The organism is Mycobacterium sp. SMC-14, assembly GCF_046250075.1.
GTDB lineage: Bacteria > Actinomycetota > Actinomycetes > Mycobacteriales > Mycobacteriaceae > Mycobacterium.
Genome location: NZ_CP176429.1, coordinates 658,537 through 678,881, shown reverse-complemented (window position 1 = coordinate 678,881; position 20,345 = coordinate 658,537). Strand labels below are relative to the sequence as shown.

19 protein-coding genes are annotated in these 20,345 nt (G+C 67.4%); 12 read left to right on the top strand and 7 right to left on the bottom strand.

Going from position 1 to position 20,345, the window contains the following annotated elements; translation table 11 throughout:
- A complete protein-coding gene (locus ACKY0W_RS03230) occupies positions 1–1,023 on the top strand; it encodes a 3-oxoacyl-ACP synthase III family protein (protein WP_409436372.1) in 1,023 nt (340 codons plus the stop codon).
- Positions 1,020–2,054: an aminotransferase class I/II-fold pyridoxal phosphate-dependent enzyme gene (locus ACKY0W_RS03225; RefSeq protein ID WP_409436371.1), complete on the top strand. Its 1,035-nt coding sequence runs from the start codon at positions 1,020–1,022 to the stop codon at positions 2,052–2,054. The genes ACKY0W_RS03230 and ACKY0W_RS03225 overlap by 4 nt, the downstream gene beginning before the upstream one ends.
- A gap of 4 nt (positions 2,055–2,058) precedes the next feature.
- On the opposite strand, the gene ACKY0W_RS03220 is transcribed toward ACKY0W_RS03225, so the two are convergent.
- Genes ACKY0W_RS03220 through ACKY0W_RS03210 form a run of 3 tightly spaced genes read right to left on the bottom strand, consistent with a single transcriptional unit; the run spans position 2,059 to position 4,615 of the window.
- Positions 2,059–3,075, bottom strand: coding sequence for an NAD(P)/FAD-dependent oxidoreductase (locus tag ACKY0W_RS03220; protein WP_409436370.1), 1,017 nt, complete (start codon positions 3,073–3,075; stop codon positions 2,059–2,061).
- Positions 3,072–3,572, bottom strand: a complete 501-nt coding sequence (locus ACKY0W_RS03215) for an isoprenylcysteine carboxyl methyltransferase family protein (protein ID WP_409436369.1) — start codon at positions 3,570–3,572, stop codon at positions 3,072–3,074. Before ACKY0W_RS03215 ends, ACKY0W_RS03220 begins: the two co-directional genes overlap by 4 nt.
- Before the next feature lie 2 nt (positions 3,573–3,574).
- Positions 3,575–4,615, bottom strand: coding sequence for a type III polyketide synthase (locus ACKY0W_RS03210; protein WP_409436368.1), 1,041 nt, complete (start codon positions 4,613–4,615; stop codon positions 3,575–3,577).
- A 144-nt stretch (positions 4,616–4,759) separates the two neighbouring features.
- Between ACKY0W_RS03210 and ACKY0W_RS03205 the strand changes: the two genes are divergently transcribed.
- Positions 4,760–7,093 carry an MMPL family transporter gene (locus tag ACKY0W_RS03205; RefSeq protein ID WP_409436367.1) on the top strand — a complete coding sequence of 778 codons (2,334 nt, stop codon included), beginning with the start codon at positions 4,760–4,762 and terminating at the stop codon, positions 7,091–7,093.
- Positions 7,094–7,110: 17 nt separating this feature from the next.
- Here the strand turns inward: ACKY0W_RS03205 and ACKY0W_RS03200 are convergent, their stop codons facing one another.
- A complete protein-coding gene (locus tag ACKY0W_RS03200; protein ID WP_409436366.1) occupies positions 7,111–8,538 on the bottom strand; it encodes a protein adenylyltransferase SelO in 1,428 nt (475 codons plus the stop codon).
- Between the two features lie 34 nt (positions 8,539–8,572).
- Between ACKY0W_RS03200 and ACKY0W_RS03195 the strand changes: the two genes are divergently transcribed.
- Both ACKY0W_RS03195 and ACKY0W_RS03190 read left to right on the top strand, forming a co-directional pair.
- Positions 8,573–9,358, top strand: a complete 786-nt coding sequence (locus ACKY0W_RS03195) for a hypothetical protein (protein ID WP_409436365.1) — start codon at positions 8,573–8,575, stop codon at positions 9,356–9,358.
- Positions 9,359–9,443: 85 nt separating this feature from the next.
- The gene (locus tag ACKY0W_RS03190) at positions 9,444–9,911 is read left to right on the top strand and encodes a hypothetical protein (protein WP_409436364.1); all 468 of its coding nucleotides are present in this window, start codon (positions 9,444–9,446) and stop codon (positions 9,909–9,911) included.
- Positions 9,912–9,921: 10 nt separating this feature from the next.
- On the opposite strand, the gene ACKY0W_RS03185 is transcribed toward ACKY0W_RS03190, so the two are convergent.
- From ACKY0W_RS03185 to ACKY0W_RS03175, 3 genes are all read right to left on the bottom strand, one after another.
- A complete protein-coding gene (locus ACKY0W_RS03185; RefSeq protein ID WP_409436363.1) occupies positions 9,922–10,329 on the bottom strand; it encodes a hypothetical protein in 408 nt (135 codons plus the stop codon).
- Between the two features lie 5 nt (positions 10,330–10,334).
- Positions 10,335–11,117 (bottom strand): enoyl-CoA hydratase/isomerase family protein, encoded by a 783-nt coding sequence (locus ACKY0W_RS03180; RefSeq protein WP_409436362.1) that lies wholly within the window; start codon positions 11,115–11,117, stop codon positions 10,335–10,337.
- 109 nt (positions 11,118–11,226) lie between these two features.
- Positions 11,227–12,795: an acyl-CoA carboxylase subunit beta gene (locus ACKY0W_RS03175; RefSeq protein ID WP_409436361.1), complete on the bottom strand. Its 1,569-nt coding sequence runs from the start codon at positions 12,793–12,795 to the stop codon at positions 11,227–11,229.
- A gap of 222 nt (positions 12,796–13,017) precedes the next feature.
- On the opposite strand from ACKY0W_RS03175, the gene ACKY0W_RS03170 reads away from it, so the two are divergent.
- The 7 genes from ACKY0W_RS03170 to ACKY0W_RS03140 all read left to right on the top strand — a co-directional run bounded on the left by ACKY0W_RS03170 (position 13,018) and on the right by ACKY0W_RS03140 (position 20,345).
- Positions 13,018–13,863 (top strand): class I SAM-dependent methyltransferase, encoded by an 846-nt coding sequence (locus tag ACKY0W_RS03170; RefSeq protein ID WP_409436360.1) that lies wholly within the window; start codon positions 13,018–13,020, stop codon positions 13,861–13,863.
- Between the two features lie 60 nt (positions 13,864–13,923).
- The gene (locus ACKY0W_RS03165) at positions 13,924–14,703 is read left to right on the top strand and encodes an acyl-CoA thioesterase (RefSeq protein WP_409437631.1); all 780 of its coding nucleotides are present in this window, start codon (positions 13,924–13,926) and stop codon (positions 14,701–14,703) included.
- Between the two features lie 61 nt (positions 14,704–14,764).
- The gene (locus ACKY0W_RS03160) at positions 14,765–15,994 is read left to right on the top strand and encodes a DUF4226 domain-containing protein (RefSeq protein WP_409436359.1); all 1,230 of its coding nucleotides are present in this window, start codon (positions 14,765–14,767) and stop codon (positions 15,992–15,994) included.
- 20 nt (positions 15,995–16,014) lie between these two features.
- Positions 16,015–16,323: a hypothetical protein gene (locus ACKY0W_RS03155; RefSeq protein ID WP_409436358.1), complete on the top strand. Its 309-nt coding sequence runs from the start codon at positions 16,015–16,017 to the stop codon at positions 16,321–16,323.
- A gap of 12 nt (positions 16,324–16,335) precedes the next feature.
- The gene (locus ACKY0W_RS03150) at positions 16,336–16,683 is read left to right on the top strand and encodes a hypothetical protein (protein WP_409436357.1); all 348 of its coding nucleotides are present in this window, start codon (positions 16,336–16,338) and stop codon (positions 16,681–16,683) included.
- Positions 16,684–16,743: 60 nt separating this feature from the next.
- Positions 16,744–17,619 (top strand): oxidoreductase, encoded by an 876-nt coding sequence (locus ACKY0W_RS03145; RefSeq protein ID WP_409436356.1) that lies wholly within the window; start codon positions 16,744–16,746, stop codon positions 17,617–17,619.
- A gap of 359 nt (positions 17,620–17,978) precedes the next feature.
- Positions 17,979–20,345, top strand: coding sequence for a lysylphosphatidylglycerol synthase domain-containing protein (locus tag ACKY0W_RS03140; RefSeq protein WP_409436355.1), 2,367 nt, complete (start codon positions 17,979–17,981; stop codon positions 20,343–20,345).

Sequence of the window (20,345 nt, the reverse complement as noted above, 5' to 3'; positions counted from 1 at the left end):
ATGAACCAATCAGCCGTCAGCCTGATCGACGTCTCCAGCTACCTTCCCGGCGAACCCATCGGCGCCGACTACTACACCAAGTACGCCGAGTCCGATGTGTTGCGCGACAACCTGATGTTCCGCGCGCCCCGATTCCGCCATCACGTCGGCGAGGACGAGACGGCGGCGGACATGATCGAGCAAGCGGCGCAGGGGATCATCGAGCGCCACGGCCGCGAGGTCATCGAGAACGTGGACATCTTGATCACCCACACCCAGTTGCCGGACATCCCGTTCTGCGGCTCCGGCGGCGGCATCGCCCACCGGTTGGGGATGCGCCCGTCTACGGTGCTGGATCTGCACAACGGCGGATGCGCCGCTTTCGTGCTGGGGCTCAATGTGGCCCGGCAGTTGTTGACCGCCGGCGTGGGGCAGACCGCATTGATCGCGATTGCGCAGAACGCCGCCGGCCAGGTCTTCGATCAGCCCGCCGTACGCCCCAAGTCGCAGGCGTCGGTTCCCGGTGATGGCGCGGCGGTCGGACTGCTCACCCGATCAGATCAGTCGCCCATCATCGACGTCGAATGCCGTACCTACGGCCAGTACGCCGGCGACATGACCTACAACACCGACCCGCCCCGCAAGTGGTGGCAGCCCGGGCCCGGCGCCGCCTACATCGGTTTCACCGAAGACAAGATCACCAAGGTGCTCGCGCGCGGTAACCGGCAGGTTCCCGAGGTCGCCCTCGCGGTCTGTCATCGCAACCGCCTGTCTCCCTCGGACATCGGCCTGCTGGTCACCAACCAGCCCAACCGAGTCTTTCTGCGCAATTGGCGCGAAGCGCTCGAAGTGCCCGAATCACGACACGTCGACACCTTTGATGAGTGCGGCAACCTGTTCGGTGCCGGCATCCCGATCAATCTGGATCGGGCGATAACCGGCAACCGGCTGCAGCCGGGCGAGGTGGTGGTGATGGCCGGCTTCGCACACGCCGGCGACTTCGCCGGTGCGGCGGCCATCCGATGGGGCGGACGACCGCAATGACCTCGGCGGCGCAAGCGGATTCGGGCACCACGCATCTTCGCAGCGCACTCCCGCCGGCCGTCGACCCGTGTGCGTTGTCGCTCAACGAGAACCCGCTGCCGCCGCTGCCGGCGGTGCGGGCGGCGCTGGTTGACTTCATCGGGGCGGCCAACCGCTATCCGGAATTCCTGCCCACCCAGCTGCGCCGACTGGTGGCCGACCATGCCGGGGTGGCCGAGGAGAACGTGGCACTCGGCCCGGGCGCGTCCGGGCTGGCTATGCGGGTGCTACAGACGGCAGCATCTCCCGGCGAGCGGATCGTACTGAGCAAGCCCACTTTTGAGGGCTACCCCGCCTTCGCCCAGATGGCCGGGCTGACCGCGGTCGACGTCCCCCTCGACAGCTACGGCCATTACGACCTGACCGCGATGGCCCAGGCAGCCGCCCAGGGTGCCCGGGTGGTGGTGTTGTGCCGCCCGCACAATCCGACCGGAACCCTGGAGACCGTCGCCGATGTCGAACGGCTGGTCGCGGACGTTCCCGCCGACACCATTGTGCTGCTGGACGAGGCCTACATCGAGTTCGTCGCACCGAACCAGCGCATCGATGTTCCCAGACTCATTGCGCGCTTCCCGAATGTGATTGTGCTGCGCACTTTCTCCAAGGCCTACGGCCTGGCTGGGCTACGAATCGGCTACGCGCTGGCGGCACCGGAGCTGGCCGGTCTGCTGTGGTCGATGCAGCTGCCGTTCGGCATCAGCGCCGGCTGCACGGTGGCGGTGGCCGCTTCCTATGAGGCAGAAGCACAACTGGAGCAGCGCATCGCCCACATCGTCGCCGAGCGGAGCTACCTGCGTACCCGGCTGCGGGCATCGGGGGTATACACCACCGATTCCCACGCGAACTTTGTGTACCTGCCGGCGACCGACCGGCCATGGAGCGAGATCTTCTCCGCCAGTGGGCTGCGGGTCCGGAACTATCCCGACGGCGCGGTTCGCATCACCATCGGCTCGCGCGGCTCCACCCAGATGGTTTTGTCCGCCATCGAGTAGCGCCTCAATGCGCCAGCAGATGCACCGCACGGTCGAACACCGCAGGCAGGGCGCAGCAGGCGGGGACCACAGCCCGTCGGGCCGGCTGCCACGCACTGGCCAGCACCAGACCTCGGGTGAGCAGTCGATAGCGGCGAGTGATGGAATGCCAGGTGCGCTCGTAAGACGACGGGTTGCCATCGACTATCGCCGTCACAGCCGCAGCGGCCTGTTTGACAGCCAGGCTGACACCCTCACCGGTCAGCGCATCCTCGTAGCCGGCCGCGTCACCGACCAACAGCACCCGCCCGGCGACACGGCGCGAAACCACTTGCCGCATCGGACCGCAGCCCCGGGCGGGACCCCGTTGAGCGTCGGCCAGGCGGGCCGCCAAGGATGGAAACCAGTCCAGCTGCGGGCGGCGCGGCGACAAGATGGCCACCCCCACCAGGCCCGGCTCTACCGGCGTCACGTAGGCCTCCCCCCACCGTGACCAGTGCACCTCCACGAACTCCGACCACGCCGGAACCTGGTAGTGCCAGCGCAGCCCGTACCGCCGCGGGGTCCCTGCAACACAGGAGATCCCGACGGCGCGGCGAACCACCGAGTGCAGCCCGTCGGCGGCGATCAACCATCTGGCCCGAATCCCGCCCGCCGCGACTCCCTCGGCATCTTGGACTACGTCGTCCACCTTCGTGGCGACCCAGTCGACGTCGTTCTGCTTGGCCTGATCGGTCAGGGCGGCATGCAACGTCGTGCGTCGCACACCGCGTCCCGGGCCGTTGCGAAAAGGCGCCTCGGCCCGGCGTTGCTCGTCGAGATAGTTGATGCCGCGCAGCGGCATACCGACCGGGTCCACCCCGAGCGACTTCAACACGGCCAGCCCGCCCGGCATCAGGCCCTCCCCACAGGCCTTGTCGATCGGGCTGGCCCGGGGATCGGCAACGATCACCGAAAGTCCCTGCTGTCGAGCACACAACGCGGTGGCGAGGCCCCCCGGCCCGCCACCGACGATCAGCAGGTCGGTGTCGAAGCCGATCACCGGTACCCCAGCGCGACGTTCTCCACCCGAATCCGCTCCCGCAACACCGCCGCGTTGGCCAGACCGAACCAGAGCGCGGTCAGCCAGGCGGTGTGGATCAGCGGCAGTGCTAACCCCTCGCATACCACTGCCACATAGTTGGGATGATGGATCCAGCGATACGGACCGCCGTGCACCAGAGGGCTTTCCGGCAGAACGATCACCTGGGTATTCCAGCGCCGTCCCAGTGTGCGCACACACCACCAGCGCAGTACCTGGCTCAACATGGCGACCGCAAACATGGGCCAGCCCAGCCAGGGGATAAAGGGTCGGTGCAACAGCCATACCTCGGCAACGCAGCTGACCAGCAGCGCCGAGTGGATGCTGACCATCACCGGATAATGCTTGTGCCCGAACTCGACGCCGCCGTTGGCGAACGCCCACCGCGCATTGCTGCGGGCCACCACCAACTCGATGAGCCGTTCAATGCCCACCGCCAGAACCAGTAGGTAGTACACGCCTACCACTCCAGCAGCACGAGTTCGGCGGAGAAACCCGGACCCATCGCGATCATCAGCCCCAGTGATCCGGGCGGCGGCGGATCCGATTCGATACCGTCGAGGATGTCCAGGACGGACACCGAGGACAGGTTCCCGTGATCCCGCAACGAATTTCGGGTCGGCGTCAGCGCCTCGGACCGTAGGTGCAGCAGGTTCTCGATCGCGTCAATGATCTTCGGTCCGGCGGCATGCACGATCCAGGTCGAGATGTCGTCGCTGACCAAGCCGTGATCGGCCAGGAATTCGCGGACGTTGTCGCCGAGGTACTTCTCGACGATCGTGGCGATCTCCACCGACAAGACAATGCTGAAGCCCTCGCTGCCGATCTTCCATCCCAGGATGTCATCGGTGTCGGGGTAGGTCTGGCTTCGGGTCGCCAACAGCCTCGGCCCGCGTCCCGCGCGTCGGGCGCCGGTCGCGATGACCGCCGCGGCGCCGTCACCGAACAGGCTGGCGGCAACCAGATTTGCCACCGAGAGGTCTTCGCGCTGAACCGTCAGGGAGCACAGTTCGACCGCGACCAGGGCGGCCACATGGTCGGGAAAGGCGCGCAGGTAATCGTGGACCCGGGCCAGGCCCGCCGCGCCGGCAACGCACCCCAACCCGAACAGCGGGATGCGTTTGACGTCGGAGCGAAGACCGATCCGCGACACCAACCGGCCCTCCAGCGAGGGAACAGCCAAACCGGTCACGGTCGTCGAGAACACGACATCGACGTCGGCCGGAGCGATTCCGGCACGGTCCAGCGCCGCCAGTAGCGCCCGTTCGCTCAGATCCAGAGCGATGTCAAGGTATTCGTCGTTCGCCTCGGAGAAGCCGCTGAGCTTCGGGTACCGCGCCAACGGCAGCGCCAGCTGACGGGTCGCGACACCACTGTGGGCGGCGAACCGCTGAAAGTCGGGGCCGGCGAAGTCCGACAGAGCGGCCATCACCTCACCCTGACGGTGTTGGTGAGAAGGGAATTCCACGGCTACGGCGGCCACGGTCGGAGTGTTGTCCATGTCGAGGTCACGGTGCCGCCGAGGCGCTGGTTCAACGGCTCGGCATAGCTGGCGAATATTGAACGTCTGCGCCATCGACTACGTATCTTGTCGGTAGGGGTGTCGTCGCACCTCCGGTTGACCATATCGGCGGAAGGTCACTACGTGCTGCACCGGATCGCCCTGCTGGCCCTCGCCGCTCCGAGACGCGTCCTAGTCCTGGCCGGGCTGGTGATGGTCGCAGCCGCGGTGTTCGGGATCCCGGTGGCCGACAGCCTGTCCGCGGGCGGCTTTCAGGACCCCGGTTCGGAGTCCGCGCAGGCCACCGCGTTGCTGACCGACAAGTTCGGCCAAAGTGACCAGCAACTGCTGATTCTGGTGAGTTCTCCCGAGGGCGCCGACAGCGACCGGGCCCGCACGGTCGGCACCGAGATCGCCGGAGTCCTGCAGCGCTCGCCGTTCGTCTTCAATGTCACCTCACCGTGGACGGATCCGCCATCGGCAGCCGCCCGACTGACCAGCACCGACGGTACGGCCGGTCTGATCGTGGCCAACCTGCGCGGCGGCGAGAATGACGCGCAGAAGTATGCCCGCACCCTGGCTGACCAGGTGGCGCACGACCGCGACGGGGTCAGCGTTCGCGCCGGCGGTGGCGCGATGGTCTATGCGCAGATCAATCACCAGAATCAGCATGATCTGTTGCTGATGGAATCGATCGCGATCCCGCTGAGCTTTGCGGTGCTGGTGTGGGTTTTCGGCGGTCTGCTGGCGGCCGCGTTGCCGGTGGCGCTGGGCGGACTGGCGATCGTGGGCTCGATGGCGGTGCTGCGGCTGATCACGCTGGGCACCGACGTGTCGATCTTCGCGATGAACCTCACCACCGCGATGGGCTTGGCGCTGGCGATCGACTACACCCTGCTGATCATCAACCGTTACCGCGACGAACTGGCCGACGGCGTCGCTCCCGACCGAGCCCTGATCCGGACGATGACCACCGCCGGTCGCACCGTGCTGTTCTCGGCGATCACGGTCGCGCTGTCGATGGCGGCCATGGTCTTGTTCCCGATGTACTTCCTCAAGTCGTTCGCCTACGCCGGGGTGGCAACGGTGACGTTCGTGGCGATCGCGGCGATCGTGGTCACCCCGGCGGCGATCGCCCTGCTAGGCCCCCGGCTCGACGCATTGAACCTGCGGCGGCCGATTCGGCGGCTGCTGCGGCGTTCTGAGCCCGTCGCGCGACCGATTGAAGAGGGATTCTGGTACCGGTCAACGAGATTCGTTTCCCGCCACTCGGTGCCGATCGGTCTGGCAGTGGTCACGCTGCTGGTGGCGGTCGGAGCGCCTTTCCTCGGGGTGAAGTGGGGCTACCCCGACGACCGGGTGCTACCGCGAACAGCCTCGGCGCACCAGGTCGGCGACGCGCTGCGCGAGCAGTTCGCCGACGACTCCGACCGTGCGGTACCGATCGTGGTTCGTGAGGCGAACGGCGTCGCGCCCGAGGAGTTGGATCGTTACGCCGCCGAGTTGTCCCGGGTCCCGGAGGTGTCCTCGGTGTCGGCGCCGACTGGCACCTTCGTCGGCGGCAACCGGGTGGGCGATCCCTCGGCGGCCACCGGGATCAAAGACGACACCGTGTTGCTGACCGTGGCCAGCACCGCCCCGCTGTTTTCGCAGCGTTCCGAAACTCAGCTCGATCTGCTGCATCAGGTGCCGGCACCCGGTCAGCGGACGGTGCAGATGGGCGGACTGGCGCAGATCAACCGGGACAGCGTCGACGCGATCACCGACCGGCTGCCACAGGTGCTCGGGCTGATCGCGACGATCACGTTCGCGCTGCTGTTCCTGCTGACCGGCAGCGTGGTGCTGCCGATCAAGGCGCTGATCCTCAATGTGTTGTCGCTATGCGCCGCATTCGGGGCGCTGGTCTGGATATTCCAGGACGGCCATCTCGGAGCGCTGGGCACGACCCCCACCGGGATGTTGGTCGCCAACGTGCCGGTGCTGCTGTTCTGCATCTCGTTCGGGCTGTCGATGGACTACGAGGTGTTCCTGGTATCCCGGATCCGGGAGTACTGGCTGGCCTCGGGGCGCACCCGCGCCGACAACGACGAGAGCGTGTCGCAGGGGTTGGCGCATACCGCTCGGGTGATTACCGCCGCGGCCCTGATCATGTCGATCTCGTTCGCGGCGTTGATCGCCGCACAGGTGTCGTTCATGCGCATGCTCGGCCTCGGTCTGACCTTGGCGGTGCTGGTGGATGCCACGCTGATCCGGATGGTGTTGGTGCCGGCGTTCATGCACCTGATGGGCAGTTGGAACTGGTGGGCTCCCGCACCGCTGGCCCGGCTGGCGCGGCGGTTCGAGATCAGCGAGAACGGCGGTTCCACGGGGCGCCACGCCGCGCCCCCGGGACTTCGGACCCCACACGTGCCGGCGCAACATGGCGCGCATCGGGCTCACCGGAGCACGCACGAAGCCGCGCTGTCCACCCCGGACTGATTGGCCGTCCGCGGCCGTCAGGTCCCGCAGAATGTGCGGTAAGCCCCGAATTCCGGCGGTGCCGCAGCGGCATATACCGCCAAGTCATCCCGTTGCCGGTAGGGCTCGGTGATCACGTCCAACAGCTTTTCCACCGGCACCAGATCGCCGCGCATCGCGGACGTCAACGCCTGCTCCACCAGGTGGTTGCGCGCAATGTAGACCGGATTGACCCGGTCCATCGCGTCGAGGTCGGGCTGCATGGCCCGCCAGCGCCCCAGCCAGTCGCCGAACACCGCGGGCAGTGCGTCGGCGTCACCACGCCCGGCGGCCGCCAGCTGCCGGAAGAACGAGGTGTAGTCCACCTGGTTGTCGGTCATGAGCGCCAACGCCTGATCGATCAACGCGGCAGCCTCCACGCTGGCGGACAGCCCGAACTTCGCCAGCATCCCCGCCGACCAGAGACCGTGATAGCGCGGCATGAACCCTTCGAGGGTTTCCACCGCCACCGACAGCGCCAGCTCCTCGGTGGCGGCCAGCAGCGGCAGGATGGTCTCGGCGAACCGGGCCAGGTTCCACTGAGCGACCAGCGGCTGGTTGCCGTAGGCGTAGCGCCCGGCATGGTCGATCGAGCTGAACACCGTCGCCGGGTCGTAGGCCTCCATGAATGCGCACGGCCCGTAGTCGATGGTCTCCCCGGAGATGGTCATGTTGTCGGTGTTCATCACTCCGTGCACGAAACCGACCAGCATCCAGCGTGCGATCAGTGACGCCTGGGCTTCGAGGACCGCTTGAAACAGTGCGAGGTAAGGGTTTTCGGCCTGTGCGGCGTCGGGGTAATGCCGGGCGATCGCGTAGTCGGCCAACCGGCGTAGCAACCCCAGGTCACCGGTGGCGCGGGCCTGTTGGGCGACGAGCTGGAAACTACCGACCCGCAGGTGGCTGGCGGCGACGCGGGTCAGTACCGCCCCGGGCACCGGTGCCTCGCGTTGCACCTGGGCTCCGGTGGCGACCACGGCCAGCGAGCGGGTGGTGGGGATCCCCAGCGCGTGCATGGCTTCGCTGATGACGTATTCGCGCAGCATCGGGCCGACGACGGCCAAACCGTCGCCGCCGCGGGCGAATGGAGTCGGCCCCGAGCCCTTGAGGTGGATGTCGTGACGGTGGTCGCCGTCGAGTTCGCCCAGCAGCAGGGCGCGACCATCTCCGAGCAGCGGCACATAGTTGCCGAATTGGTGTCCGGCATAAGCCTGGGCCACCGGGGTGGCGCCGTCGGGAACGTCGGTACCGGTCAACAGCTTTAGCCCGTCAGGGCTTTTCAGCCAGGCCGGATCCAAGCCCAGTTCGGCGGCCAGCTTCTCGTTGAGCACCAGCAGCTTCGGTTCCGGCGGAGTGGCGGCCCGCCAGGGCTGGGCGAGTTCGGGGAACTCGCGGGCAAAGTCGGCGGTCAGTATCGGGGACGCCATCTGGCCAGCCTACGCAACCGCTACCGTTGCCACGGTGACGGAACGGCGCCGTTGGGACACGGTGAAGACGGCGGCATGGCGGATCGGGACCGCCGTCGTCGTCGCCGCGATCTTCATCGGCCTGTACCAGGTGAACCGCACCCACCCGGCACACCCCGTGATCCCGATCCCGATGGCGCACGCGATCGGGCCCGGGATCGGCATCAGCGTCTCCCCCGGCGGCGACGCGGCCGGTATCAGTTGCACCACCGGATTCCTGGTGCACACCCGCGACGGCCGGCCCGGGCTGCTGGTAGCCGGACACTGCAACCCGGGCGGCGGGCCCGGGCAGGCGGTGATCCGCCACGGCGGCGCTTTCGCCTATCGCACCATCGGCACGTTCACCGAGACCGTCAGCGACGGCAGCAACTGGGATGACTACGACATCGGGCTGATCACCGTGGACAACCCGGGCAAGATCCCCCTCACTTCGGTCATCGATGGGCATCCGGTGGTCGGGGTCGCCGAGTATGTGTCCGTTGGTGATGTGCTGTGTCACTACGGAATCCGCAGTGGCGGACCGGTGTGCGGTCCGGTGGTGGCCAGTGAGGCGAACAAGGTCCGGTTCGAGGCCGGCGGTACCTGCGGCGACTCCGGCGGGCCGGTGTACCGACTGCGCGACGACGGCACCGCCGAGGCGGTCGGCATCTATATTGCGGTGTCCGATGGCACCTACTCCGAGCCCAAGTGCGAAGACCCGCACCCGTTCTCGATCGCCCAGACCATCACGCCCTGGCTGGCGGCCTGGGAGCTGACATTGGACACCACCACCGGCCGTTGACGCGGCCCTCGCGGCGCCAGCGATGCTGGCGGCGGCCACACAATGCTCGTAGCCTGGTGAAATAAGGCTCCAGGAGGGCAGTGCGATGAGTGTGTCAGAGCAATCTCAAGCCAGGACTCGGATGTTCGCCCGCGTGATCGGTCCGTTCCTGCTGATCCTCACCGCGACGGCGATATTTCGTGCCCCGCAGGTATGGGAACGAGTCTCGGACTATGGAACCGATCCGTTGTTGTTGTGGGTAGCCGGGGCGTTCACGCTTTTAGCGGGCCTCATCGTGGTTGCTTTTCACCCGTATTGGCGCGGCGCGGCGGCGATCTTCGTGTCGGTGACGGGCTGGATCACCGCACTCAAGGGATTCGCGTTGACGGTGTTTCCCGACGCCGGCATGTCGGCCGCGAACATCGCGATGCGCGCCGAAGGCTGGGCACGCGCCGCCTACGTGGTGTTCGCACTGGTCGGGCTGTACCTGACCTACGTCGGGTGGGCGCCGCTGCGGAATCGGCCGGCGCCGCTGCCGGCCAGCGGTGATCGGGATCTGCGCTCGGCGGCGTGACACGCTACTTCTAGCCGGTTGCCACCGCGCGAACTCCCCGCAACAAGTAGTTCGTTGCGACGACGTGCATCCGCGTCCCGATCACCAGGGCCCGGTAGATGCCGCCGTGCAATCCGGGGAAACTCCCGTAGCTGTGGGCATGCACGCACGTCGTGCCCGCCTGATCATCGGTGAGCTCGAACACCAGCCGGTAGCGCGAGAAGCGATGCTGGCCGGCCAGTACGATCCGTTGCTGCTCAACGCTTTCGGCCACTGCGAAGCCGGCGCGGGGCCGCAGTCCGAGCGGCGCGAGCAGCGGATTGCGTTCGTTACCGCGCAACATGGCCTCGACATAGCGTTGCAGAGCGCTCCACACCCGGCTGCGCGGCGCGTCGATCCGTAGCGTGTGCTCGTCGATGTAGGGCAGGTCACTGGTCATGGCAATCACCTTGTCTCGGTTGGGATAGCGTGGCGAAATTCGTCGGACGTCAAACAACGGGCCTGTTCGGTGACCGCTGCCCGTAGGCCGGCGGCGTCGTCGAGGGTCCGGCCCGCATCGATGGCACGCCGTGCCCCACGGACCGCGGTCTTCGGTTGGCGCGCCAGACGGACGGCGAATTCGTGAGCCATGGAATCGAGTTCGTCGTCGCCGACCACGCGGTTGGCCAGTCCGATGCGCAGCGCCTCCGCTGCGTCGATGACCTCGCCGAACAGGATCAGTTCTCGTGCTCGCCCCTCCCCGATGAGGCGCGGGAGTCGAAACGTTGCGCCCATGTCAGGCAACAGGCCGTAGCGAGTTTCGGTCAAACCGACCCGGGCGTCGCGGGCGAAGATGCGGAAGTCGCAGGCCAGTGCCAGCTGCAGGCCCGCCCCATAGGCATGGCCCCGGACCGCTGCGACGCTGGGACAGCCGAGCCGGGGAATCCACTCGAAGGTCCCGGCTATCTCGAGGCCGAGCTCCACGGTCTCGTCATCGACGGGTCGCTCGGCGAACGCGGTCAACGTCCCGGCCATGTCTTCGACCAGGTCGATGCCGGCCGAGAAGGACGGCCCGTCGCCGGCGACGATCAGGCAGCGAAGGGACTCGTCGGCCAGCAGCTGTCTGCCCAGGTGGTCCAACTCCGCGCGCATTGCCGGGTTGATGGCGTTGCGCTTGTCGGGTCGCGACAACGTCAGGGTTCCGACGTGTTCGCGCCGGTCATAGCGAATGGTCCGGTAGCTGCTCATGTCATGTAGACGATTCCGCGTGGCCGAGTGTGACACCAACGAGCTGTCACACTCGCCGGCCGCTTTCCGTCCTAGCAGATGAAGACCCCAAACAGGTAGAGCCCCCGTCTCAGAACGTGTCGACGAACCGCCGGGGTGGAACATCCCGCCGGTAGCCGGTCGACGCGGCCAGAGTCGCCGCGATCACCCCGCGCGTCTCGGCGGGATCGATCACGTCGTCGATCTCGAAAATCGTTGCGGCGTTCAGAGCTTTGGCGTGTTCTTCGGCGGCAGCGGTGGCTTGGCGGACGCGTTCTTCGCGCTCGTCGTCATCGGCGATGGCTTCCAGTTCCTTGCGCAGTCCCAATCGCACCGCGCCTTCCAGCCCCATCGGGCCCAGGTGCGCGCCCGGCCAGGCGACCGTCAGCACCGGCTGGTGCAGGCTGCCGCCGAGCATGGCTTGCGCGCCCAGCCCATAGCCGCGGCGCAGGATCACCCCGATCAGCGGCACCCGCAGCGCCGCCCCGGCCACCAGCAGCCGAGATGCCCTCCGTACCAGCGCTTCTGCTTCGGCTGCTGGGCCGACCATGTAGCCGGGGCAGTCGACCAGCGACACGATCGGCAGCCCGAAGGCGTCGCACAACTGCAGGAAACGCGCGGCTTTGTCGGAGGCGGCGGCCGTGATGGCTCCGGCCATCACCATGGTGTTGTTGCCGATGATCCCGACCGGCCGGCCGTCGATACGAGCCAGTGCGGTGACCATCTCGGGCGCGAACTTCTCCCGCAGGAACGTCACCGAATCCACGTCGGCGAGCGTCTCGATGATCGGCTTGAGCGGATATGCACGCCGTGCCCGCTCGGGGGTCATGGTGCGCAAGGCGTCTTGGTCTGCCGCAGCGCCGGGGGCGGTAGCGCCTTGGAAGTAGCCGAGGACTTGTTTGGTGACGGCAACGGCCTCGGCTTCGTCGGCCACCACCACGTCGACGACGCCGTTGGGTGCCTGCACGGACAACGGGCCCACGTCATCGGGTGCGACGTGGCCCAGTCCGCCGCCGGCGATCATCGCCGGGCCCGCCATGCCGATCGAGGTGTCCGCGGTCGCGATGATCAGATCCGAGACGCCCGCGATCACCGCGTTGCCGGCAAAGCAGCGGCCCTTGACCACCGCGATACGCGGCACCAGCCCGGACAGCTTGGCCCACAAGGCGAATGCCGGCACGTCCAGTGACGACACCGTCGGATAGTCGGTGTCACCGGGGCGGCCACCGCCACCCTCGGCAAAGAAGACTGTCGGCAGGCGCATCCGTTCGATGAGCTCGAACAGACGGTCCTTCTTGAAGTGGCCGATCGCGCCCTGCGTGCCCGCCAACACGGTGTAGTCGTAGGACAACACGGCGCAGGCGCCGCGTTCGGGTCCGAACAGCGCGCCGTTGATCGTGGCGGTCCCGCCCAGTAGGCCGTCGCCGGGGGTGTTGGCAACCAGGTCGTCGATGTCGCGGCGGGCGCGTTGGGCCGCGATAGCGAACCGCCCGTATTCCACAAAGGTCCCGGGGTCGACCAGGTCGGCGATGTTCTCGCGAGCCGTACGGCCCCCGGCGTCGTGTCGGCGTTGCACCGACTGCGGTCGGGCCGCGTCCTCGGTCAGCGCGCGACGGCGCAGCAGCTCAAGGTGATCGTCACGCAGCGGAGCGTCGGGCATGTGGGATTCCTTCGCCGGGGTGTTGACCTAGAACAACACCATGGGCGAAGCGCGATCCACAAGCCTCGGGATGGGTCGCATGCGACGCGGCGGGACCATGTGGGGTGATGCCCGCCTCTGCGCGACAATCGCGGTCAAGGATCTGACATAACGTCGGTTGTCGCTGCAAGGCGGGCGACTCCCCTAATCCTTCCCGCCGGTGCCGCTCCCTACGCTGAGGGCATGGCGAACGAGGAACAGCAGCAGGCCTGGGCGGCCCAGGGCATCGACTGGGTGGACAACGCGGCGACCTTCGAGGCGGTGCTGGCACCATTCGCCGACGCGGTCATGCAGGCGGCTGACATCACCGCAGGTGAGCAGGTGCTCGACATCGGCTGCGGCTCCGGCACATTGCTGCAGCGCACCGCCGCCCTGGGTGCCATTCCGTTCGGCGTGGACATCTCCGAGCCGATGACGGACGCGGCGCGCCGGCGGGTTCCCGAGGCTACGGTGATCCTCGGCGACGCCCAGACCATGGACCTGCACCAGGCTGCGGGTGGAGCATCGTTTCACCGGGTGATCTCGCGGTTCGGGGTGATGTTCTTCGACGATCCGGTGGCGGCGTTCACCAACATCCGCACCGCCGCGGCCCCGGGCTCCCGGCTGGCGTTCGTGTGCTGGCGCGAAGGCGACAATCCGATGTTCACCGCGGGCACCGATGTTCTGGCCGCCAAACTGGAATCACCGCCTGCCGCGCTGGATCCCACGGCGCCGGGTCCGCTGGCCTTCGGCAATCCCGAGCGGGTGCGAGCCATCCTGACCGACGCCGGCTGGAATGACATTGCCCTGGAAGCGTTCGACGGGGTCTGCAATTTCGGGATCGACGGTAGCGACGGCGTCGAGGAACGGCTGGCGTTGATCCTGGCCAACCGCACCGGGCAGCAGGCCCGCGCCGAACTGGAGGACAGGCTGGGTGCCGATGGCTGGGCCGGCGTGGTCGAGGAACTGCGTGACGAGCTGCGCCGGCAGCGGGTCGACGGTGTAGTGCAGTTCCCGGGCCGCACCTGGGTGGTCACCGCGATAGCGTGACTCGAACCGCTCCGATCACCGCTAAGGACTCCCGTGACCCCACACCCCTTCGATCTGGCCATGCAACTCAAGGCGGTCGACGCCGGAACGCTCCGCGGCGCTACCCGTCCGGAGTGGGCGAATATGGTCGGGCCGTTCGGCGGGATCACCGCGGCTGTTTTGCTACGTGCCGTTGAATCGCACCCCGAGCGCATCGGTGACCCGCTGGCGCTGACCGTCAACTTCGCCGCACCCATTGCCGACGGCGAATTCGACATCAGCGTGCGCGCCGCGCGCACCAACCGCAGCAACCAGCACTGGATGCTTGAGCTGCGTCAGGGTGACGAGGTCAAGACCACTGCCACCGCGCTGTTCGGACTGCATCGCGACACCTGGGCCGACGACGAAAGCCACCCGCCGAGCGCCCCCGCCCCCGAGGACGTCGCCCCGGGCAGCTTCGTCGATGCCATCGTCTGGGCCAAGCGCTACGACATGCGCTTCACCGACGGCCCGGTGCCGCTCAAGGCGGTAGAGCCCAGCTCATCCTCGACCACCACCTTGTGGGTGCGCGACGCCGAGGACCGGCCGCTCGACTTCGCGGCGTTGGCGTGCCTGTCGGACGTGTTCTTCCCTCGGGTGTTCCTGCGCAGCGGCCGCTTCCTGCCCGCCGGCACCATCTCCCTGACCACCTACTTCCACGCCGACCAAGGCGAAATCGACGCGCTCGGAAGTGATTTCCTGCTGGCCAGCGCGCACGCCAACCGGTTCTCGCGCGGCTACTTCGATCAGAGCGCGCACCTGTGGTCGCGGGCGGGCCGGTTGGTGGCCAGCACGCATCAGCTGGTGTATTTCAAGGACTGACGCACCAGACGCGGCCTCGGGTGAATACCGGGATCGCCGTCGCTGAACTAGCGTCGCCGCTATGCCCGAGGAACTCGGCGCCCACGCCGATGCCGCGCGAGTACGCGAAGATGCCCTGGCGCGGCGGCAGCAGAGGTCTGTGAAGACCGACCGGGCTTTCCTGACGACGGTGCGCGGTGCCGCGCAGGTGGCCCTGCTGGGCCGCAAACGGCTCGACAGCATCGAGGCCGAGATCCGCGAGGCGTTGGCCCACCACCGCGCGCTGGCGTTGGACACTCCCGCCGGAGCCCGCCAGTTCCAGCGGTTCTTGACCGCCAAGACCCGCGACATCCACCAGGTGATCGCCGACACCGTCGCTGACAGTCAGGACCGCGCGCGGTCGGTGCGCTCCCTGGGCGGCGGTTATTCGGTCGAGGGCCGGAAGCGGCCGACCATCCAGGCCGTCGACCACTCCTTCAAACGAGGCCCGGCCTCCGATGACACACGCCGGTTCAATCAGATCGACGCGTTCCGGGAGGTCTTCGGCCGCGATCCGGTCTCCAGATCCGACTGGACCACCGCCGCCGCACTCGACGCACATACCTACGACCCCAAGTTCCAGGGCGTGAACTCCGAGGTTCGGGTGGCCCGGATCGATCCGGTGCCCGGGCAGGGCGTGATTCGGGCATCGCAGTGGATCCCCCAGCGAGATGTCAAGAGTGGCTTCTTTTCTCGCGACTTCGGAAACGATCGTGGCCCCAATGCGCGCTTTGATCCCGAGGACACCAAGGTCACCACCTACATCGATTACGAGAACGGCGTCGTGGTGATGCGGCAGAACCCGTCGGTGGAACTCAACGGCAGTGGCGGCCCGGGAAGAGTGGCGGTCGGTGTCCCGCAAGGCAGCATCGCGCAAGCCGCTGACGGGTCGGTTCGCATCAAGTACGACGCCGGCAACCCCCTGGTGCCCGGCTTCACGACGGACGCGCATGGACCCCTGCGCGACAACCGACTCAGCGTCAACGGCGACCTGGTGTTCACCCCTGGATACGACGGCGTCTATATCGACGGAACACGTACCAATTACCCGTCTCTGGAGGTTTACCAGGATCTGCCGAGTGGCGGCACCCGCACGGTGTTGATCGATCCGGCGCACTCGGGAAATACCTGGTTGGGTCCAGTCACCAATCTGCCGATCCACCACGAGGTCGGCGTCGGCAGTTCGCGCTTCGCCGCGTTCGACGACGCGGCTGCCCGTGATTTCGGGCCGGTCTATGCGCCGCCGTCCGTCTCGTCGCAACCAGCCAGCTGAGCACCGTTGAAGGAGCTGTCATGACCACCCCTGCACCGACCCCGGCAGCGCCCTATGGACCGCGCGGCTTCCTCGCCGCGTTGGCGACCATCGCGATCGTCGAGACCGCGACGTGGGCTTGGCTGCCGTTGTGGTTCGCCAGCGTCTTCTTCTTTGTGATCGCAACAGTCGTGGTGGTGCCGACCGGACTGTTCATGCGCGAACTACCCGACGAGGCCGGCCAGGTCGGGCGTGGCATCCTCATCGGCTACCTCGCAACTCCCCTGACCGTCGTCGTCACCGTCATCGCCGCCACCGTGATCTACCAGGTGCTGCAGCATCTGCACTGAAAGGACTCGGACATGCTGAATCGACTGTGGGCACGAATTCGTGCACAGGACGACGATGCCTGGCGGACGGCTACCCGATCAGCGCCGATCGTCGTCCAGGCCGTGTTCGCGGCGGCGTTCGGCGTCGGCTGGCTACTGGGTCATTTTCCGATAGAAAGCCATGCCGGATATCGCATCATGCTCGCCGCCACGTTCATCATCACGGCCTTCGCATCGCTGCTGATCGGCGCAAGGATCTTGGGTTCCAGATCTCCGCGCCGACGCGGCCTAGGTCTGGCCATCGGTGGGTCCGGTCTGGCACTCTTGGCTGGTGGCTTGCCATGGGCACTGATTTTCCTGTCGCTGGTGGACACCATATGAGCTCTCCGGCTAGCCAATAGCGCTGCGGCGTGAGCGCCACCGGCAGGTACGGTGACCAGCATGTCTTTCAGAATCGCGGACACCCCCGATCAGTCCGGCCGCACCTTCGTGGTGACCGGCGCCAACGGTGGTCTCGGTGAGGTCGTCACCCGCACCCTGGCCGCCAAGGGCGCCAGCGTGGTGATGGCCTGCCGCAACACCACCAAAGCCCAGGAGATCGCCGACGGCATCGACGGGGACGTCCGGGTGGCGGCGCTGGATCTGGGCAGCCTGGCCTCGGTGCGCGATTTCGCCGCGCAGCAGGGCGGCTTCGACGTGCTGGTCAACAACGCCGGGATCATGAACATCCCGATGCGGCGCACCGTGGACGGCTTCGAGACGCAGTTCGGGGTCAACCACCTGGGCCACTTCGCGCTGACCGGCCTGCTGCTGGACCGGATCGGTGACCGGGTGGTGACGGTGTCGAGCATCGCGCACAAGCAGACCCCCAAGTTCTGGGTCGACGACCTCAACTATGAGCACCGCCCCTACCAGCGCAACCTGGCCTACGCACAGTCCAAGCTGGCCAACCTGATGTTCGCCCGCGAGCTGCAGCGGCGACTGGTCGCAGCCGGCTCGGCGCTGCGCTCTTACGGGGTGCATCCCGGGGTGTCGACCACCGACCTGTTCGACAATGACAAGTCCCTCGTCGGTTTGATCGCCAAGTACGGCCTGCCGCTGGTCGGCCAGCCGCCGGAGCGCGGCGCCGAGTCGACCCTGTTCGCCGCTACCGTGCCCGACGCCGACCCGGACATCTACTGGGGGCCGACCAAGCTGAATCAATCCCGCGGCCCGATGGGACCGTGCCCGTCGAACCAACTGTCCAAGGATCAGCGGCTGTGGCGCCGGCTGTGGGAGGAGTCGGAGAAGATGACCGGGGTGATCTTCCCGGTCTGACCCGGCAGCGGTCCGTCGTCGCCCCCAAAGAAGCCGTCGTCACCTCAATAACCCCAACCGTCACCGCTTCGGACCATGCGATCGTGCGCCCACCTTGGAGCGACAACCAGCGTTATGTCAGGTGGTGGGTAGGCCATATCGACGCGGCGCGGCAATGGCGTGGAACGCGGCAACTCTGCAGTCGCTCAAAGCCGGGCGCACACCACATACCCGCTCGTCGGTGACAGATGTGACGGACGGGACTCAACCCGGATGACGCGGCGGCGAGGCGGCCGACAAATTAACCCCCCACCGCAGCTCACCGGTTAAGTTGTGGCGAGCCGCCACGCGATGCGGCATGAGACGGACCGAAAGAGATCATGCGAGTTGAGGGGCGCGACGTCGCCGTCACCGGCAACCTGCTGCAGCCGCTGACCCGACGCACCAACGACATTCTGCGTCTGGTGCTGGCCACACTCTTCCTGGCGACCGTCATCACCAGCTCGCTGGTCACCCGCTACGAATGGGTGGCCCTCGAGCGGTCGGTTTCCCAGATCGTCGGGGTGCTCTCCCCCGTCCACGCCAACCTGGTCTACCTCGCCTATGGCATCGCGATCCTGGTGTTGCCGTTCGCGATTCTGATCGGACTGGTGGTCTCCAAGCAATGGAAGCTGCTCGGTGCCTATGCCGTGGCCGGCCTGCTCGCCGTGGTGTCATTGTCGATCCGCAGCACCGGCATGGCCGCACCGAACTGGCATTTCGACCTCTCCGATCGGCTGGCCACCACGCTGGCGCAGTTCCTTGACGACCCGCGGTGGATCGCCATGCTGGCCGCCATGCTCACCGTCTCCGGCCCCTGGCTGCCGGCCCGCTGGCGACGCTGGTGGTGGGCCCTGTTGCTGGCGTTCGTACCGATCCACTTGGTGGTCAGCGCGATTGTGCCGGCCCGCTCGCTGCTGGGGCTGGCCGTCGGATGGTTCGTCGGGGCCTTGGTGATCCTGATCGTCGGCACCCCCGCGCTGGAGGTGCCGTTGGACGGCACCGTCCGCGCCCTGGCACGTCGCGGTCACACCGTCTCCGAACTCGCCGTCATCCGGCCGGCGGGCCGCGGCCCGCTGGTGCTGTCCACCGTCGGCGACCACCCGGTGATCATCGAGTTGTATGGCCCGAACCAGCGCAGCGGCGGCGCGCTGCGACAGCTCTGGCGCAAATTCCGGTTGCGCACCACCGAGACCGCGCCGCTGCACGCCTCCCTGCACCGCGCCGTGGAGCATCGCGCACTGATGGCGATCTCCATCGCTGATGCCAGGTTGGCCAACACCAACACCGTCGCGGTCGCCTCCCTCGACCGGGGCTGGACGCTGTACGCCCACACCCCGCCCCGCGGCACCCCGATCGCCGACTGCACCTCCTCCACGCCGGTGGCCCAGCCCTGGGAATCCTTGCGGCGTCTGCACGATCAGCAGATCTCGCACGGCGACCTGCGCAGCAAGGAGATGACCGTCGACGACGGCCGGGTGGTGTTCGGCGGCTTCGGCAATGCCGAGTACGGCGCCACCGACACCCAGCTGCAATCCGATATCGCCCAGTTGCTGGTGACGACGTCATCGCTGTACGACGCGGCCGCGGCGGTGGCGGCGGCAATCGAGCATTTCGGTCGCACCGTGGTGCTGGCCGCCTCGCGACGCCTCACCAAATCCGCGGTGCCCGCGCGCCTTCGCAATGCCGTCCCCGACGTCGGCACGGTGATCGCCGCCGCCCGCGAAGAGGTCAAGCGTCAGACCAACACCGATCAGATCCAGACCAAGACCATCACCCGGTTCACCCGCAGCCAACTGATTCAGTTGATCCTGCTGGTTGCCCTGGTCTACGTGGCCTATCCCTTCATCAGCCAGGTGCCCACCTTCTTCTCCCAACTGCGGCAGGCGAACTGGTGGTGGGCGTTGGTCGGGCTGATCGTCTCGTCGCTGACCTACGTCGGCGCGGCGGGCGCCCTGTGGGCCTGCGCCAACGGCTTTGTCAGCTTCCGGGATCTGGCGATCATGCAGGTGGCCAACACCTTTGCGGCCACCACCACCCCGGCCGGGGTCGGCGGTCTGGCGCTGAGCACCCGCTTCCTGCAAAAGGGCGGCCTAAGCACCTTGCGCGCGACCGCCGCGGTTGCGCTGCAGCAGTCGGTGCAGGTGATCGTGCACGTGATCCTGCTGGTCATCTTCACCACCGCTGCCGGCGCCTCGACGGATCTGTCCCACTTCGTGCCCGGCGCGACCATGCTGTACCTGATCGCCGGCGTGGCGCTCGGCTTGGCCGGGATCGTGCTGCTGGTACCGAACCTGCGCCGGTGGTTGACCACGGCGCTGCGGCCGCGCCTCAAGGAAGTCACCGGCGACTTGGTGGACCTGGCCCGCGAGCCCAAGCGGCTGGCGTTGATCGTGTTGGGCGCGGCCGGCACCACGCTGGGTGCGGCGCTGGCACTGTGGGCCAGCGTGGAGGCGTTTGGCGGCAACACGTCATTCGTCACCGTCACGGTGGTGACGATGGTCGGCGGCACCCTGGCCTCCGCCGCGCCGACACCCGGCGGGGTGGGTGCCGTGGAGGCCGCCCTGATCGGTGGGTTGGCCGCGTTCGGTGTGCCGGCCGCGCTGGCGGTCCCGTCGGTGCTGCTCTACCGGGTACTGACCTGCTGGCTGCCGGTTTTCATCGGCTGGCCGGTGATGCGATGGCTGACCGAGAACGAAATGATCTGA

Coding starts and splice junctions, on each gene's coding strand:
- ACKY0W_RS03145 (WP_409436356.1), top strand. CDS start 16,744: ATGTCTTTCAGAATCGCGGACACCCCCGATCAGTCCGGCCGCACCTTC.
- ACKY0W_RS03170 (WP_409436360.1), top strand. CDS start 13,018: ATGGCGAACGAGGAACAGCAGCAGGCCTGGGCGGCCCAGGGCATCGAC.
- ACKY0W_RS03230 (WP_409436372.1), top strand. CDS start 1: ATGAACCAATCAGCCGTCAGCCTGATCGACGTCTCCAGCTACCTTCCC.
- ACKY0W_RS03165 (WP_409437631.1), top strand. CDS start 13,924: ATGCAACTCAAGGCGGTCGACGCCGGAACGCTCCGCGGCGCTACCCGT.
- ACKY0W_RS03150 (WP_409436357.1), top strand. CDS start 16,336: ATGCTGAATCGACTGTGGGCACGAATTCGTGCACAGGACGACGATGCC.
- ACKY0W_RS03200 (WP_409436366.1), bottom strand. CDS start 8,538: ATGGCGTCCCCGATACTGACCGCCGACTTTGCCCGCGAGTTCCCCGAA.
- ACKY0W_RS03160 (WP_409436359.1), top strand. CDS start 14,765: ATGCCCGAGGAACTCGGCGCCCACGCCGATGCCGCGCGAGTACGCGAA.
- ACKY0W_RS03190 (WP_409436364.1), top strand. CDS start 9,444: ATGAGTGTGTCAGAGCAATCTCAAGCCAGGACTCGGATGTTCGCCCGC.
- ACKY0W_RS03210 (WP_409436368.1), bottom strand. CDS start 4,615: ATGGACAACACTCCGACCGTGGCCGCCGTAGCCGTGGAATTCCCTTCT.
- ACKY0W_RS03140 (WP_409436355.1), top strand. CDS start 17,979: ATGCGAGTTGAGGGGCGCGACGTCGCCGTCACCGGCAACCTGCTGCAG.
- ACKY0W_RS03155 (WP_409436358.1), top strand. CDS start 16,015: ATGACCACCCCTGCACCGACCCCGGCAGCGCCCTATGGACCGCGCGGC.
- ACKY0W_RS03175 (WP_409436361.1), bottom strand. CDS start 12,795: ATGCCCGACGCTCCGCTGCGTGACGATCACCTTGAGCTGCTGCGCCGT.
- ACKY0W_RS03225 (WP_409436371.1), top strand. CDS start 1,020: ATGACCTCGGCGGCGCAAGCGGATTCGGGCACCACGCATCTTCGCAGC.
- ACKY0W_RS03180 (WP_409436362.1), bottom strand. CDS start 11,117: ATGAGCAGCTACCGGACCATTCGCTATGACCGGCGCGAACACGTCGGA.
- ACKY0W_RS03185 (WP_409436363.1), bottom strand. CDS start 10,329: ATGACCAGTGACCTGCCCTACATCGACGAGCACACGCTACGGATCGAC.